Genomic DNA, 16,345 nt, shown 5'->3' on the forward strand with positions numbered 1-16,345 from the left:
TTGATCAGACCAACGCGGAAGACGCTTCGCTTGGGGGCAATCCCAGGGGTAGCTCACTGTCGAATCGAACTTTGGATAATCATCACGGCATTTGATCGGCGCACCCGATACGATGGCGCATAATGACTGGCAACGCTCGATCCTACCTCACCCATCGTCGTAATTGCCATGCTTTACCGATCCTTACAAACCACATCGACGATTGATCGCCGCCTTACGTGTCTGGCATTGGCTCTCTGGCTGATGGTTGTGCCTTCATCGGCAGCGGACGAGCCTGATTCCATTGCGGACTGGGAGCGATTGGCGAATGCGGCACTCCAGGACGGGGACTTCGCGACGTCGAGATCGCTAACGCAGCGAGGGTTGGATCTTGCCTTGGACGACGGCCCCAATTTTTCAAGGTGGGTCGTCGGAGTCTATTTCGTACTCGATTTGGAGATGAGCCGCGGCCGCTTTCAGGAATCTTCCGAGTTTTTGACGAGGCAACGGACCATGCTTGATCAGTTCGATAGCGTGCCGGTTTGGGTGCGAACCACCATGGACGAAACGGCCCGGGAGTTGGCCAAGATTGAGTCGGCGGACGAATCGGATCGAAAAAAATGGATCGAACTTGAAACGGCGTTGGCGGAGGCCGTCGGCGATGAAGCGGTCGCAATTGTCGACCAATTGATTGCCGTTGAAAGCAAGTGGTTCGGCGACGACTCGGTGGGAGTTGCCCTCAATCGATCACGAATCGCCAACATTTATTTGGATGACGTGGATCGTACCGACGAGCAAGTGGCGCGAGTCGGCATGGAGGTTTCGCAAATGGAACGCACGTTCCGCGATACCTATGGAGAAGAGTTCGCAACCAAGCACGTCGATGGCCCGCTTCCTTTGTTAATTCGCGGTCGTTGGCACCTAGCAAGAGGTGAGCAGGATTTAGCTGTCCAGGCATTCGAAGAATGCATGAGGGCGAAGGAATCTTTGGGAGATCAACTGGGCGTGGCCGACATGGTCGATTGGCAGGCCCTGGCATATTCCGAGAAGGAAGATTGGGAGAACGCCGAGAAGGCTCTTCAAAAGGTGATCTCTGGTTATGTCAAGACCGACGGTCGAGATCTTCTACCTGACTCCCGCACGCGACGTGCGATCGCGCTGAATCAACTTGGGCGTCATGATGAGGCGATTGCTGAACTGATGGAGGTCCCCACTGACGCGCAGACTCATATGATTTCTTGGCTGACCCCGTTGACCGATCAGATCATGGGCAACGCCCAGTGGGGGAAAGAACAGTATGATCTTGCTGCCAAGCACTATCTGCGTTCCGCCGTTGGATACTTCGATCAAGACCAGGTCGAAGAATCGCTCTATCGACTCATCGACGCCGGCGATTGTTACTCCATGTTGGATGATCCGATCACGGCGACCATGCTGTACGAACAGGTTATCTCGCAAGCGGTCTTGCAGGTGCCCGACATGGACCTGGCAGTTTGTCGCGAATCCCTCAAAGAACAAAAACGATTGGCTGAGGAATTGTCTGAGGGTGATGCGGACGATTACCGAAACGTCTACTTGATCGAGGACGAAGACGAAACCATGGTCGTCACCTCTCCGACTCGCCTGCAATCGGGATCCGATGTGCTTGCCGATCTCAAGACCGGTGATCGCGTGTTTCGAATCGGGCAACAAGACGACTGGATACACGTTCGATACCAAGGCAAGAATGGTTTTGTTAGGTCGGGATCTCTTGCTAGTCTTTGGGACCAAAAAGAACAAGAAGCTTATGATCGAGTTGACCGCTTGTTGGCCGAAGATTCGCGACGAAAAGACCGCTTCGAACAATGGGAAAACCAATGCGATGCGTATATACAACGTTACGATCAGGGTGACGTCGATGGTGCCCTCTTAGACGCTCGGCAAACACTGCAATTACTCGAATCGATCGTCGGAAAAGATCACTTCCTAACCGCAATTAACCGCAGCGACATTCTGTCGATGGTCAGGGAAATCGGTGGCGATTTAGTTGATGAGAAAGAGCACGCCCTTCGGACGATGACTCAGTACATCCGCGAGTTTGGCCCCGACACGATCGAAACCGCCTTCGCCGTTACGGACGTTGCCGACGTCTTCGCCCAAGAAGGAAACGATATTGACGCGTTGAAGTATCACAACCAAGCCTTGAGTATCTATGCAAGCGTTTTTGGTCCGGATCATCAGCGGACACTGTTCATCGCCAATGACATAGCTTTGAACGAGTACTTTTTAGGATTGCTTGACGAAGCACGCGAGCGGTTGTCTCACACGATCGAAGCCGAAACCTCTCAGGGCAACGGTCTTTCGATTCTGGTGAGTGACGCGCACCTCTACCTGTCCTACATCGAACTGGAGGATGACAATTTCGCGCAAGCCTACGCGGAGGCGTATCAATCTCTATCGATCTTGCATCGCAATGGGCTTCGTGGCGCAGATCTTGTTCGCCGGGTGGAATCAGCGCTGGCGGCAATCGAAGTTTGGCGTGGTGACTCCGCGGGCGGCATGCAGCGATTGAAAGATCTTCAGATCGCACGACTGGAGGTGGAAGCTGAGGCCGACAGTATGATGGACTATCAAACCGCGCTGGCATTGATGATCGCGAATCCGGTGACTGCGGACCCTTGGATTGCACGATATCGAGATGAGGTCCTCGATAGCCACGGCGACGATCACATCCAGGCCAACGACATCGACCTGATGGCCTCCATGAATCAACTTCAGCAGGGGAACATGTCCCTCACCCTGACTGGTTTAGATCGCATACGTCGCCGCGTGCACAAGTACTTGCAGGCAGTCTTGTCCGATCTGCCGATCAGCCAACAGATCGCGTTCTTGAAGATGAATGATCAACCCAACTTGCATCAATCACTTTCCCTAGCGTACCTTCAAGATTCACAAGAAGTATTGCAAAAGCAAGTTCAGTGGCTGATTAACGGCAAGGCGATGAGCGACCAAATCAATGGTCAACAAATCGGGTTTCTCAAACAACTGAAAACACCCGAACAGTTCCAAGCTTTCTCGGAGTGGCGATTGATCCGGCGGCAGGCCGCCCTGTCCGGTAATCCTCGAACAAGGCTCGATCAAGTACTCGCCTATCGAAAGGAGCTCGATGGGCTGCAAGAACAGAAGCTTCAAACCCTGGGAGATGACATGGCCCGACGTCTTCAGGATGCTGATCAACCTTGGGTCGATTTCGATGCGTTTGGTCAAACGCTGGACGACGACGAGATCTATATCGACTTCATCAAACTGACTCCACTCCAATCGCTATTGGAAGGGAAAGCTCGCTTGGAATCGCTCGAGTTCGCCGAGCCGGTCTATGCCGCATGGTCGGTACGAAACAATGGCGAGGTGCGTTTTTATGACCTGGGTCCGGCGGAACGGATTGAACGCACCATCGCCGAGGTTCGCCGCGTGATCGGCGATTCGGTCGTCGACATCACCATGACGGGGGAGCAAGCCGCCGAACAGAAACTAAGCCCGGTCTTGGCGGAATTGAGTTCGCAACTTTGGGAACCCTTTGCATCAAGTGTGCAACCCGAAGAACGTTTAGTCATTAGTCCAGACGCGGGGCTTTGGTTGGTGCCGTGGGCGGCGCTGACGATTTCGAACGCTGAAGATTCGATTGGTGATTCACCCCGGTATCTTGTGGAAGAACACGCTATTGAATTGATCGTGTCCGGGCGTGACCGTTTGCGAAAATATGAAACATTTCCGAAAACGCCACCCGTGATCGTTGCGGATCCCGCTTTCGATGCGGAAATCGGTGCCTTGCAGCCACAGTCGCCCGAGCCCGCCGCATCGAGGTCGCTTGTCGCTGACCTCGCCTTTGAACGCGTCTCTCGGTTGCCGGCAACACGCTTAGAAGCAGTCTCGATCAAACCGCGACTAGACAAGATCTCGGGTCAGCCCGCCATTCTGAAGTTGGGAGAGGACGCCGTGGAAGGTTTCGTGAAGTCGATCCATTCGCCGCATACCCTCGTCATCAGCACCCATGGATTCTTTTTGCCTAGCGACTCGTCCAGCCCGATCCTGGATCGCTTTAGCCGACAATTGCTTCAGCTCCGTTCCGTTGCCCCAAAGGCATCCCCCGCGTTAACGAGCACCCCGTCGAGTACTGATACGGAGACCCCCTCAAAACCTCTGTTCGCACTCTTTCGCTGTGGGCTGCTGATGGCGGGATGCAATGATGCACAAAACGCGACGACTGCCGTCGACGATGGGATCCTGACCGGTTTCGAGATTTTGGGCTTGGACCTTCGCGGCACAGAACTCGTGGTACTCAGCGCTTGCGATACCGGTTTGGGTGACATTGCCGAAGGGGAAGGAGTCTCAGGTTTGCGGATGGCATTCCAACTCGCGGGCGCAAACACCGTGCTTTCCAGCCTTTGGAGCGTCGACGACTTGCAAACCGCCAAGTTAATGACGCTCTTCTTTCAAGCCTACGAGCCGTCCCAGTCGGCTCCCGACGCACTCAAGAATGCGCAGCGTCAGGTCATCGCCGATCGTCGTGCGCGCAGCCAAGCCGCCCACCCGCTGCTCTGGGCGGCTTTTTCCATCACCGCACGTGGTTCCCAAAACGAAAATTAATCGTATTGGCCCACGGTCGCTTGCGAAAGTGTCGAGCCGGCCATTATCGAACCGTTTTCCGCTTTTTGACGTTTCGACTGGGAAAGGATGACCGGGAACCGTAAAATTCCGCATCCCTTTCCAACCCTTTCCAAAGCGGCTCCATGAAATTTCGTTTTCCTATTCTGATCATCGACGAAGACTTTCGCAGCGAAAATACGTCGGGGTTGGGTATCCGCGCATTGGCCGAGGCGATCGAAGGTGAAGGTGCCGAGGTGATCGGTGCGACCAGCTACGGCGACCTTTCTCAATTTGCACAGCAACAATCTCGTGCGTCGGCGTTTATCCTCTCGATCGATGACGAGGAATTGGTCAGCGACAGCGAAGACGACGGCCCCGCGATCGTCAAACTGCGATCTTTCATCCAAGAGATTCGCTTCAAGAACAATGACATTCCGATTTTCTTGTACGGCGAAACCCGAACGAGCAGTCATATTCCCAACGACATTCTGCGGGAGCTGCACGGCTTCATTCACATGTTTGAAGACACGCCGGAGTTCGTTGCCCGGCATATTCTTCGCGAAGCCCGCTCGTACACCGATTCGCTGGCGCCGCCGTTCTTTCGCGCTTTGCTTGAATACGCCGGCGACGGGTCTTATTCGTGGCACTGCCCCGGCCACTCAGGTGGCGTCGCGTTTTTAAAGAGTCCCGTCGGCCAAATGTTTCATCAATTTTTTGGTGAGAACATGCTCCGCGCCGACGTTTGCAATGCCGTTGAGGAACTCGGGCAACTGCTCGACCATACCGGTCCGATCGCCGCCTCCGAACGCAATGCAGCCCGCATCTTCAGCGCCGACCATTGCTTTTTCGTGACCAACGGAACCTCCACGTCCAACAAAATGGTTTGGCATTCGACGGTCGCATCGGGCGACATCGTCGTCGTTGACCGAAACTGCCACAAATCCATCCTTCACGCGATCATCATGACCGGCGCGGTCCCGGTGTTCCTGACACCCAAACGAAACCATTTGGGTCTGATCGGACCGATCCCGCTCGAAGAGTTTCACCCCGATAACATCCAAAAGAAGATCCAGGCCAACTCGTTTGCTCGACAAGCTCAAGAAGCCCATCCAGGACGTAAACCGCGAATCTTAACGATCACCCAGAGCACTTACGACGGTATCGTCTACAACGTCGAAATGCTCAAAGAACTGCTCGACGGCCAAATCGACACGTTGCACTTCGATGAAGCTTGGTTGCCGCACGCTACGTTCCATGAATTCTATCGCAACATGCACGCAATCGGACGCGACCAACCGACCTGCGAAGACTCGATGATCTTCGCCACACACTCGACACACAAATTACTCGCCGGAATCTCACAAGCGTCGCAGATCCTGGTCAAAGAATCGAAGAAACACAAACTCGATCGGCATATCTTCAACGAAGCCTACCTGATGCACACATCCACCTCCCCGCAATACGCCATCATCGCGTCGTGCGATGTGGCGGCGGCGATGATGGAACCACCCGGCGGCACAGCGTTGGTCGAAGAATCGATTCTCGAAGCGATGAACTTCCGCCGCGCGATGCGCAAGGTCGATGCCGAATGGGGCGATGATTGGTGGTTCCAAGTTTGGGGCCCCGACGCCATTCCCGAAAACGAAATCGGTACTCAAGAGGATTGGATGCTCAAGGCCGAAGACGATTGGCACGGATTCGGAAAAATCGCGCCCGGTTTCAACATGCTCGATCCGATCAAAGCGACCGTGGTGACACCCGGGTTGACCATCCAAGGCAAATTCGCCGAAACCGGGATCCCCGCTTCGATCGTGACTCGATACCTGGCCGAACACGGCGTTATTGTCGAAAAAGCGGGCCTCTATTCGTTCTTCATCATGTTCACGATCGGGATTACCAAAGGTCGATGGAACACGCTCGTCTCGGCGCTTCAGCAATTCAAAGACGACTACGATCGTGATCTACCGGTTTGGAAAATCTTGCCTGAGTTCGCGCAGCAGTATCCGCAATACGAAGGGATCGGTCTAAAGAAACTCTGTCAGACCATCCATAACACGTACAAAGAAAACGACATCGCGCGAGTGACGACCGAGATGTATTTGTCCGACATGGATCCTGCGATGAAACCATCGGACGCTTACGACATGATGACGCACCGAGAGATCGATCGCGTGGAAATCGATGACCTGGTTGGTCGTGTGACCGCCGTCTTGCTGACTCCCTACCCGCCCGGCATTCCACTACTGATCCCGGGTGAATGTTTCAATCGAACGATCGTTGAATACTTACAATTCGCAAGGCGGTTCAATGAAAAGTTCCCCGGTTTTGATACCGACATTCACGGGTTGGTCGAAGAGACCGTCGATGGGGTACGCAAATACTACGTCGATTGCATTCGAATGCCGTCGATCCAACCACGAGCTTACCAATCCGAATCGAAGGAACTCGAACCCCGTTTGGATACGATCCACGCGTAGATAAGGAGGCACGTTCAATGCCCTCAGGCGACGCTCAAAGGGCTTGGTTTCCTGAAATGCTCGTGGAACTGCGTGAGTACTGGCGAGATGAAGTGGACTGGTTCCGACTGGTCATGTAGCTCGTTGCAATCGATCTGCGATGCTACCTGGCTACCTGGCTCGCTATTACGCAACTGCTCTCGACTCAGTGTTCTCAAGCCGGTACAAAAGTTGTTCGGGTGAATCCATCTCGACAGGTGCATTGTGTTGAACCGACTTCTTTCCATTCTGCTGATTCCGTTGTTTGTGTTGGGGCAAGCGTTGCCTCATTCACATGCGGGTAGCGGTATGGTCGAACCGGAAGACCACGCGAATCTCCCGCATTTGCATTTGTCCTCGGGACATTCGCACGGCCACCACCACGGTGATGGTCATCGACACGGGCACGACGACGGCCATGGTGACCATGGGCACGCTCATCCAAGCGACACGCCAACCGGTCAATCACCACAGGCCGGTCAGTCACCTAAGGCCGGTGAATCACCACAGGCTACGTTCATGTCGACGCCCGTCGATCATGACTCCGACGCTGTCTATGTTGCTCAGTCGAACAATACTTTGGGGCGAGCCTCTCACGTTTTGCAAGCGAGTTTCGCAAGCGTTGGCGTGTTTGTTGAATTCCCCGCTGATCGTCACGATCGACAGTGGTTGCATCGCTCGAATCAGATGCCGGATCGGTCAACGGGGCTTCCGATCTATCTTCTTGTCGCTTCGCTACGGCTATAGCGCGCTCGCATCACCGAATCTGTGCGTCTTGAACGCCAGACTTCTTCTTCGGTGATTTCGCCAACTTTTTGATCGAAACAGCTTCTTTGAGTGCGCGTGCGCGCTTGGAAAGTCGCTCGGTTCGGTACTACTCCCTGCACTTTTGACGAGATTGTTTGATGAACCGATTCGTTAGGATAGCGAAGTCGCTGGCCGGTCCCGCGATGATCGTCACCGTATTGTTCGCCGGATGGACGTTCCGCAGGCAGTTATTCCCGCAACAGGAAACGGCTGCCGCATCCGAAGACAAGCCGTCAGCGGAAACCACTGAGAAGCAGACCGTTTTGGAGATCAGCGAGCAGGCCCGTAAGAACCTGTCGTTGACATCCAAGCCTGCCCGGCCTCAGTCGTATTGGCGAACCGTTGTGATTCCTGGCGAAGTCGCCGATCGGCCGGGGTTATCTGACCGGGGCGTCACATCACCGGCGGTAGGCGTTGTCACCGCAATTCATGCGTTTCCCGGAGACACCATGCGACCCGGCCAACCGTTGTTCACACTACGGCTTTTTAGCGAATACCTGCAAGCGACCCAGACCCAGTTATTCAAAGCACGGCAAGAAACCTCGATCGTACAAGCCGAGATCGAGCGACTATCGGGAGCCGTCAGTACCGGAGCGGTTTCGCGGTCGAAGATGATCGAATTGGAAAGTGAAATCAGTCGCCAAAACACATTGATCCAGGCGGCTCGCCAGGAACTACTCACTCGCGGGTTGACGCCCGATCAAGTCCAGCAAATCGAATCGGGCACGTTTGTCTCGACCGTCGACGTCGTTGCTCCGCCGGTTCGTGACTTGTCCTCCATCACGAAGCGATTGCCGACGCCGACGATTCAACAAGTTACCTACATCAATCAATCGGCAGACGGCCAAGAGATCGCCTACGAGGTACAAGAACTTACCGTCGAGCTTGGTCAACAGGTTCAGGCGGGGCAGTTGCTCGCCAGCTTGTCCAACCATCAAATGCTTTATGTCGTCGGTCACGCGTTCAAACGCGAAGCAGCGTTCCTAGAACAGGCAGCTCAGGAAAATCGACCGATCGAGATTGAGTTCGCCGAGGATCAAGAAGGCCGCTGGCCTGAGCTGGAACAAACTTTTTATATCCGCCATCTATCTAATTCGATCGACACGAACAGTCGTACGTTTGACTTCTTTGTCCCGCTAACGAATCAGTCGCGATTGTATGGCGAGCCGACACGAGCGTTCCTCGTTTGGCGTTTTCGACCGGGTCAACGCGCACGGATCCACGTCCCGGTTGAAAAATTTGATGACGTGTTTGTCGTGCCGTCCGAAGCGGTTGTTCGAGAAGGTCCCGAAGCCTACGTGTTCCGGCAAAACGGCGATCTATTCAAGCAGATTCCGGTTCACGTGTTACACGAAGATCGAAGATCGGTCGTGATCGCCAACGACGGCAACATCACGTCAGGATCGTTCTTAGCACAAGGCTCGGCCGCATCACTCAACCGCGTATTGAAGTCACAATCGGCCAGCGGCCAGCAACCAGGCGTCCACGTTCATGCCGACGGAACCGTGCATGCTGCTCATTGATTGAAGATTGAAGATTGAAGATTGAAGATTGAAGATTGAAGATTGAAGATTGAAGATTGAAGATTGAAGATTGAAGATTGAAGATTGAAGACTGAAGACTGAACATGGAGACGTTAGGGATGAACGAGTTGGAACTGAAGAAGCGGACGAAACAGTTTGCGTTGCGGGTGATGAAGCTTGTCGCTGCGTTGCCACAGAACGCTGTCGGACGTCCGATCGGAAATCAATTGATTCGTTGTGCGACGTCGGTGGGAGCGAACTATCGAGCGGCCTGCCGCGGACGATCGAAGGCGGAGTTTGTGTCGAAGCTCAGCATCGTCATCGAGGAGGCTGACGAAAGTTGCTATTGGCTCGAATTGATTATTGAAGGCGATCTTTTGCCAAAGGAGAAAGTCGACGACTTGCTTGATGAAGCGAATCAGATCACTGCCATCATGGTTGCATCTCGAAAAACAGCAAAAAGCGAATAAGCACTTCAATCTTCAATCTTCAATCGACAATCTTCAATCGAAAATAACAATCTCCCATGCTCGACTCATTCATCAAGTTTTCCCTTCGCTATCGCATGCTGGTCGTCTTTGTCAGCCTGTTTGTGCTGATCTACGGATCGTACTTGGCGGCTCAGATGTCGATTGACGTGTTTCCTGATCTCGATCGACCTCGTGTCGTCATCATCACGGAGGCTCCCGGGCTGGCGACGGAAGAGGTCGAAACACTGGTGACGCAACCGATCGAAATCGCTTTGATGGGTGCCAACGGAGTCCAAGCCGTTCGCAGCCAATCGACCGCCGGATTGAACGTCATTTACATTGAGTTTGATTGGTCCACCGAAATTCGTGCGGCACGACAAACCGTGCAAGAGCGACTATCGACACTCGAAGGCATTTTGCCCGACGACATTCGCCCACAGATGACGCCACCCTCGTCGATCATGGGGCAGATCATCGTCGCGGGCATCTATCGCCAGAACGGTCCCCAGGGAGGAAGGCTCGCGCAGGTCGGCACGACGCAAATGATGGCAGAAATGGTGGTCGGCCCAAGCGGCGACTTTCAGATCGGTGTTTGGCAACCTGGTGATCGTCATGATTTTTCGACTTGGACGAAGATCGATCCCAAGGAGATTCAGTGGCAGGGCGACCTCCGTACGCAATCCGAGAGCGCTCCCGTCGGCACTGCCGTTATCCAGATCGATGGAAAGTCTTACGACGCAGACTTTTATACAGTTGAAAAACAACAGCTCGAGCTCCGTACCGTCGCCGATTGGATTATCCGCCCACGATTGTTGAAGGTCACCGGCGTCGCCGAAGTCTTCATGCTCGGCGGCGATCGTAAGCAGTATCAAATCCTGATTGATCCGACGGCGTTGCTCGAATACGGAATCACCGTTCAAGACGTCGAAAAAGCATTGCGGGCCAGCAATATCAACACAAGCGGCGGGTTCGCCGTAACGGGCGAAACCGAGCGACCGATTCGTGTTCTTGGTCGGCTGGGGCCGGCGTCACGAGTGGTCATTGTGGATCTGAAGAAAGTCCCCGTTGGCAATCACACCCAACGTGCGGTTCTGCTGGAGCAAGTCGCTCGCGTGACCGAAGGTCCACAGTTCAAACGTGGTGACGGCAGTGTCAACGGCCGACCGGGGATTGTCTTCACGACGGTCAAGCAACCTCATGTGGACACTCGCGAACTCAGCGACGCGGTGGCGGAGGCATTTGCCGAGGTCGAAGCGTCTCTGCCCGCGGACATCATCGTCAACTCCGAATTGTTTCGATTACGAAACTTCATCGATCGTGGCATCTTCAATGTTGCCGAAGCGTTGGTCATTGGCGCGGTGCTTGTCATCATCGTCTTGTTTCTGTTCCTGCTGAATTTTCGCACGACGTTCATCACGCTCACGGCCATTCCGCTTTCGTTGGTGCTGACAACGCTCACATTTCGGATCATGGGATGGATCAGCGGTACCGAGTTATCCATCAATGTCATGACGTTAGGCGGAATCGCCGTCGCCATGGGGGAACTCGTCGACGATGCGATCGTGGATGTCGAAAACATTTTCCGGCGTCTGAAACAGAACAACCTGCTGCCGACCGAACAGCAAAAACCTGCCATCGTTATCACGTTTGAAGCGAGCAAAGAGATCCGCAGTTCCATCGTGTTTGGAACGGCAGTCGTGATTCTATCCTTCTTGCCCTTGTTCGCATTGTCGGGCGTGGAGGGACGTCTGTTTACGCCATTGGGCATTGCGTACATCGTTTCCATCCTTTCGTCATTCGTCGTCTCAATGACCGTGACGCCGGTGCTGTCCTATTACCTGCTTCCGAACTCGCGAGCAACTCACCACGAAGGCGATGGATTCCTGCTGCACGGACTGAAAAAAGCCGTGACCTATTTGATTCGGCTCAGTATGGCGATACCACGAACGTTATTGTTCTTGACGTGGATCGCGGTCGCCCTCGCCGCATGGCAGATGTCCACCTTGGGTCGAAACTTCTTGCCACCGTTCGATGAAGGTAGCGTTCAAGTGAATGTCACATTGCCACCCGGTTCATCCCTCGATGCGTCCAATCAGGTGTCCCGGGCGATTGACTCCGTGTTCCTTTCCATGCAAAAGAGCGACGAAAACCCGAGCGGTGAAATTGTGCACTTTGTTCGGCGAACCGGGCGTGCGGAGATGGACGAGCACGCCTCGCCGGTCAATTTTGGCGAATACATCCTGAGCATGAATCCGGAATCGTCAACCGAACGAGAACAAATACTTGCACTATTGCGAGAACGAATCAGCAATGAGGCTCCCGGCGTTGATATCGAAGTCGAACAACCGCTCGCCCACTTAATCAGCCACATGATCTCCGGCGTGTACGCTCAGATCGCTATCAAGATTCACGGCGATGATCTCGACACGTTGCAGCGAGTCGCCGAACAGGTGAAAGCGACGATTCAAGACGTGCCTGGAATCACTCCGCCGGTGGTCGAGCCCGTCCAAGAAACGGCCGAACTGCATATCGAACTTCGAGCGGAAGACTTGGCGTTGTATGGTTTGACTCGCGAATATGTTGCCGACGTTTTGCAAACGGCATTGCAAGGCGAAGTCGTGTCGCAGGTCCTCGAGGGACAAAGACGCTTCGATCTGCTCGTGCGTTTGGAAGAGGAATACCGCACCGATTATGCCAATCTCGATCGGCTTCGCATTGACCTGCCCGATCGCGAGGGACAACCCGATCGAGGGCAGATCGAACTTCGAGAAGTCGCCGACGTCGGCCACGGAACCGGGCCGAACTCGATTCTTCGTGAAAACGCGCGGCGCCGGATTGTGATTCGCTGCAATACCGAAGGTCGCGACCTCGCCGGTGCGGTAGGCGAGATTAAGCAGCGGATTACCGATCAAGTTGAAATGCCGGTTGGGTATTTCATCGAATTCGGCGGACAGTTCGAAAGCCAACAGCGGGCGACCCAGCTCATCATCGTGCTGGCAGGAGTATCGGTGGTTGGAATGTTTGTGGTGTTGCTGGTCCTGTTCCCGTCGATCCGTATTGTTCTGCAAATTCTGAACGCTTTGCCGACCGCGTTCATTGGCGGCGTGTTGGCACTGGTCGTTACGCAGCAAAGTTTGACCGTTGCGAGTCTGGTCGGATTCATCTCGCTCGGCGGAATCGCTGTCCGCAATGGAATTCTACTGGTTACGCACTATTTTCATCTCATGAAGGAAGAAGGTGAGGACTTCACTCAAGCGATGGTGCTGCGTGGCAGCCTTGAGCGACTCGCCCCCGTTTTGATGACGGCCCTCACCGCAGGTATCGGATTGATCCCGCTCGTTTTAGGTGGGCAAGAGCCTGGTCGAGAAATCCTTTATCCCGTTGCGACAGTCATCCTTGGTGGATTGACGACATCGACGTTTTGCGAATTTCTCATTCACCCGGGACTGTTCTGGCAGTTCAGCGGAAAGGACGCGGCTCGACTCGCAAAACTCGAAACAGTGGAGGACGAATTCGCAATGACTTAGTTCAAACAATCAAAAAACAACGGGATGATCGGGGTCCCGAACAATACTCGAACCACCCAAAATGAATTCAACACTTCTACAGGAAACGATTATGAAACTCTCAACTTCGATGTTCACTCTCTTTGTCGCCGCCAACGTACTCACTTTTTGCGGCTGCCAAGAAAAAGCAATGACACCTCCCTCCACTCCCGACGCGCCCGCCCATTCCGACGACGCCCATTCCGAAGACGCCCATGTGCACGCCGATGGTAGCGAACATGCCGCCCACGGAGCCCACGGCGCAGGCCCGCATGACGGAACCGTCGCCGACTGGGGCGGTGGCAAGTATCACGTCGAATTTACCGTCGACCATGACAAGCAAGAAGGCACTGTCTATGTCCTTGGTGCCGACGAAAAGTCGCCCGTTCCGATCGACGCGGAATCCATCGACCTGAGCATCAGCGATCCGGTGATGCAGGTTACCCTAACGGCAGCTCCCCAGGACAGCGACCCGGAAGGCAAGTCATCACGGTTTGTCGGCACTCATGAGAAACTCGGGGTTGTTCAGGAGTACGCCGGTACGATCGTCGGCGTCATTGACGGAACTCCCTACTCAGGCGATTTCAAGGAAGAATCGCACGGCGATCATGATCACTGATCACGTTAGCTTCGCGTGTGTTTGCCACTCATGAACTGCACCCAAGGGCCTTCATCGGACTGAAATTCACTCGAGAAGAGCCAGTGGTCGGGGTCGACGATTTCGATGGTGTCACGATAAAGGCATGTACCCTTTCCATCGAACGCAGGCCCTTCGGAATTGAGTGGCAAACGTTTTCCAGTTGCGTCAAGAACACCATGGTACGGCCAGATATTGGTCATCATTGAGCCAATGAATGTTCCGACAAACTGGTTTTGGGTGACATCAAAACCGAGCGTCATGATCGAGGACCAGGAATCTCCGTCTGGCGACTCGCCGGTGCTTTCACAGATCAGCCACATGCCTCCGAGCGACCGACAGGTCATGCTACCCTCAGTGATCGACTTGCCGAACTCGGGCGTTTGGCACTCATGCACGAGTTTCCACTGGCCCAAAAGCTGGTCCAGCCACTGATGTTCTGATTGGGGTTTCGCGAACATTTTTCGATTCTCCTTTTAAGATTTGTTAGATCGAAGGCATAAAACATGGCCGATTCTAAATTGGTCGATCTGGAAACGGCGATCTCGACACCGCCCGCAAAAAAAACCTGACTGACAAAAAGCGTGATCGAAAACCGAAAGTTAGGCAATGCGATTGTCCGCGTTGTTGTCTACTTCCGGGCTGTGGCCGAGTGAATACAGCACATGGAAGATGCCGTTGCACACAAGAACGGCCAAGATGGCTACCAAAAACGTCGTGCCGCTGACCTGCTCATGAATGAGGGTCCATACAAACTGCAAAATGCAAAGTGCGGAAACGATGAGCAACGTTGGCTTACGTGCGATCAGTTCCACAACGACCGCCCCCAGCGGAGCGCCGATCGCGACGACGGGTGCCGCAGCGAGCCAGTTTGCAAAGACCTCAGGATCGACCTTGTAGACGTCCGGACGGATCGTTGAAAGCAGCACATTGGCGACGATCCCGATCACCGATGTGAATGCCATCAAACAGACCGAAGTCGGAATCGAGATCTTCAAGTCCGCCCGATAGAGAAGTACAAGCGTCGCGTAGATGATCATGTCGATGCCTACTCCGGTAATCGACGCTACGATGCCACCGATGATTCCAACGCCCAGACCGATCGGCCAGTCAAACCGACGCCAATGCTGCGTGATCCCTTCGGCACCGACCAATTCCTTGAGCTTGACCAAGTGCATGATGCCGAAGCTTGCCCAAACAACGCCGAACAACAACTTGACCCACAAGTCGGGAATGAAAGGCGCGACGAAGGCGGCACCGAACGGTGTGCCGATGAGAGAACCGAGCATGCCGGCCCCCAGCAATCGCCAGTGCAATGGGCGGCGGGCGTTTAGAATGTAGATGCTAGCGGAAACCATACCGATCGATTGAACCGCCAAGCCGAAGTTGCGACCCAACGATCCAGGCATGTCAAAGATCAAAACCAGCACAGGAAAACCAACGGTCCCGCCACCCATCGGGGTCGAGCCGGCGATGTACGATCCGAATGACATCGCCAACGCGATCGGCCAATGTGAGACGACGGTGTCCCAGTGTCCGCCTAGGACGACGATCAGCAGCCAAGCAAGATAAAAGCATGCTAGCCAAATCAAGAATAGCTTGATTCGCCCTAGAGAAATCAACAGTCGTTGAGCAACTGTTAAGCCGTGAGCATTGGCGGCGGCACTCACGATAGCCATCCCTCGCTGACGTCTTGATGGGGCCGTCTTGCGATCCTTAGCAAATCAATCAGTTGGACTTTTTCTCGCTTCTTCAGATGCCCTACGTGTCGTTGATGCATTCGAATGATCGTACGTCTTCCAAAGAAGCAAAAAGACCTTTTGCGAAAGTGAATCGAGCGGTGCGGCACTCGCGTGCTCGGTTTTGGTGGTCTTGTTCATTCCAAAAATTCTGTTCAAGAAACAAAGTCTCGTCAAGACGACATTTGTTCGAACAAATTCAGGGGCGTGACGTTTGCTTTTGCCGCCCCCGGGATGCTCGTGCGACGCCGCTGGTCCAATGGCATTTGCAGACACCAGTGTCCGCGAACCCGCCATTAGTGGGCTGTTGATTTAATCGTAACCCGAAGCGTAAGCGACGGATAATTGATATTGATTCATCCCTCGCTTACGCAGCGAGTTACGAAAAACCAATGCCACAGGCAAAATCGCAACTTCAAAACTCGCGCGTCGGGTTTCGATTCGGACTAAACCAACAGGCCGCTCGCGGTGCTTCTTTCACTAGACCTACGATCGAACCCGATCTTTCGAAAGATCGATCGACC

Annotated in this window: 9 protein-coding genes; 7 read left to right on the forward strand and 2 right to left on the reverse strand. The window is 54.1% G+C overall.

All coding sequences use genetic code 11. The features are described from left to right. The first annotated feature begins 168 nt into the window (after nucleotides 1-168). From Pla100_RS15555 to Pla100_RS15590, 7 genes are all read left to right on the forward strand, one after another. On the forward strand, nucleotides 169-4,605 hold the full coding sequence (locus tag Pla100_RS15555; RefSeq protein WP_146578621.1) for a CHAT domain-containing protein: 4,437 nt from the start codon (nucleotides 169-171) through the stop codon (nucleotides 4,603-4,605). A gap of 143 nt (nucleotides 4,606-4,748) precedes the next feature. Then, entirely contained in the window at nucleotides 4,749-7,082 is a 2,334-nt protein-coding gene (locus Pla100_RS15560) for an arginine/lysine/ornithine decarboxylase (RefSeq protein ID WP_146578622.1), read from the forward strand. A gap of 243 nt (nucleotides 7,083-7,325) precedes the next feature. Continuing rightward, a complete protein-coding gene (locus Pla100_RS15565; RefSeq protein ID WP_231603104.1) occupies nucleotides 7,326-7,847 on the forward strand; it encodes a hypothetical protein in 522 nt (173 codons plus the stop codon). Between the two features lie 158 nt (nucleotides 7,848-8,005). Then, the gene (locus Pla100_RS15570) at nucleotides 8,006-9,430 is read left to right on the forward strand and encodes an efflux RND transporter periplasmic adaptor subunit (protein WP_146578624.1); all 1,425 of its coding nucleotides are present in this window, start codon (nucleotides 8,006-8,008) and stop codon (nucleotides 9,428-9,430) included. 119 nt (nucleotides 9,431-9,549) lie between these two features. Further along, nucleotides 9,550-9,900 carry a four helix bundle protein gene (locus Pla100_RS15580; protein ID WP_146578625.1) on the forward strand — a complete coding sequence of 117 codons (351 nt, stop codon included), beginning with the start codon at nucleotides 9,550-9,552 and terminating at the stop codon, nucleotides 9,898-9,900. Nucleotides 9,901-9,956: 56 nt separating this feature from the next. Continuing rightward, entirely contained in the window at nucleotides 9,957-13,427 is a 3,471-nt protein-coding gene (locus Pla100_RS15585) for an efflux RND transporter permease subunit (protein ID WP_146578626.1), read from the forward strand. A gap of 91 nt (nucleotides 13,428-13,518) precedes the next feature. Then, nucleotides 13,519-14,064, forward strand: coding sequence for a C40 family peptidase (locus tag Pla100_RS15590; RefSeq protein WP_231603105.1), 546 nt, complete (start codon nucleotides 13,519-13,521; stop codon nucleotides 14,062-14,064). 5 nt (nucleotides 14,065-14,069) lie between these two features. Here the strand turns inward: Pla100_RS15590 and Pla100_RS15595 are convergent, their stop codons facing one another. Together Pla100_RS15595 and Pla100_RS15600 are read right to left on the reverse strand one after the other, a co-directional pair. Continuing rightward, entirely contained in the window at nucleotides 14,070-14,543 is a 474-nt protein-coding gene (locus Pla100_RS15595) for a DUF1579 domain-containing protein (protein WP_146578627.1), read from the reverse strand. 141 nt (nucleotides 14,544-14,684) lie between these two features. Further along, nucleotides 14,685-15,752: a sulfite exporter TauE/SafE family protein gene (locus tag Pla100_RS15600; protein ID WP_231603106.1), complete on the reverse strand. Its 1,068-nt coding sequence runs from the start codon at nucleotides 15,750-15,752 to the stop codon at nucleotides 14,685-14,687. Nucleotides 15,753-16,345 lie beyond the last annotated feature (593 nt).

Origin of the sequence: Neorhodopirellula pilleata (genome assembly GCF_007859915.1) — a bacterium.
GTDB classification, from domain to species: Bacteria; Planctomycetota; Planctomycetia; order Pirellulales; family Pirellulaceae; genus Rhodopirellula; species Rhodopirellula pilleata.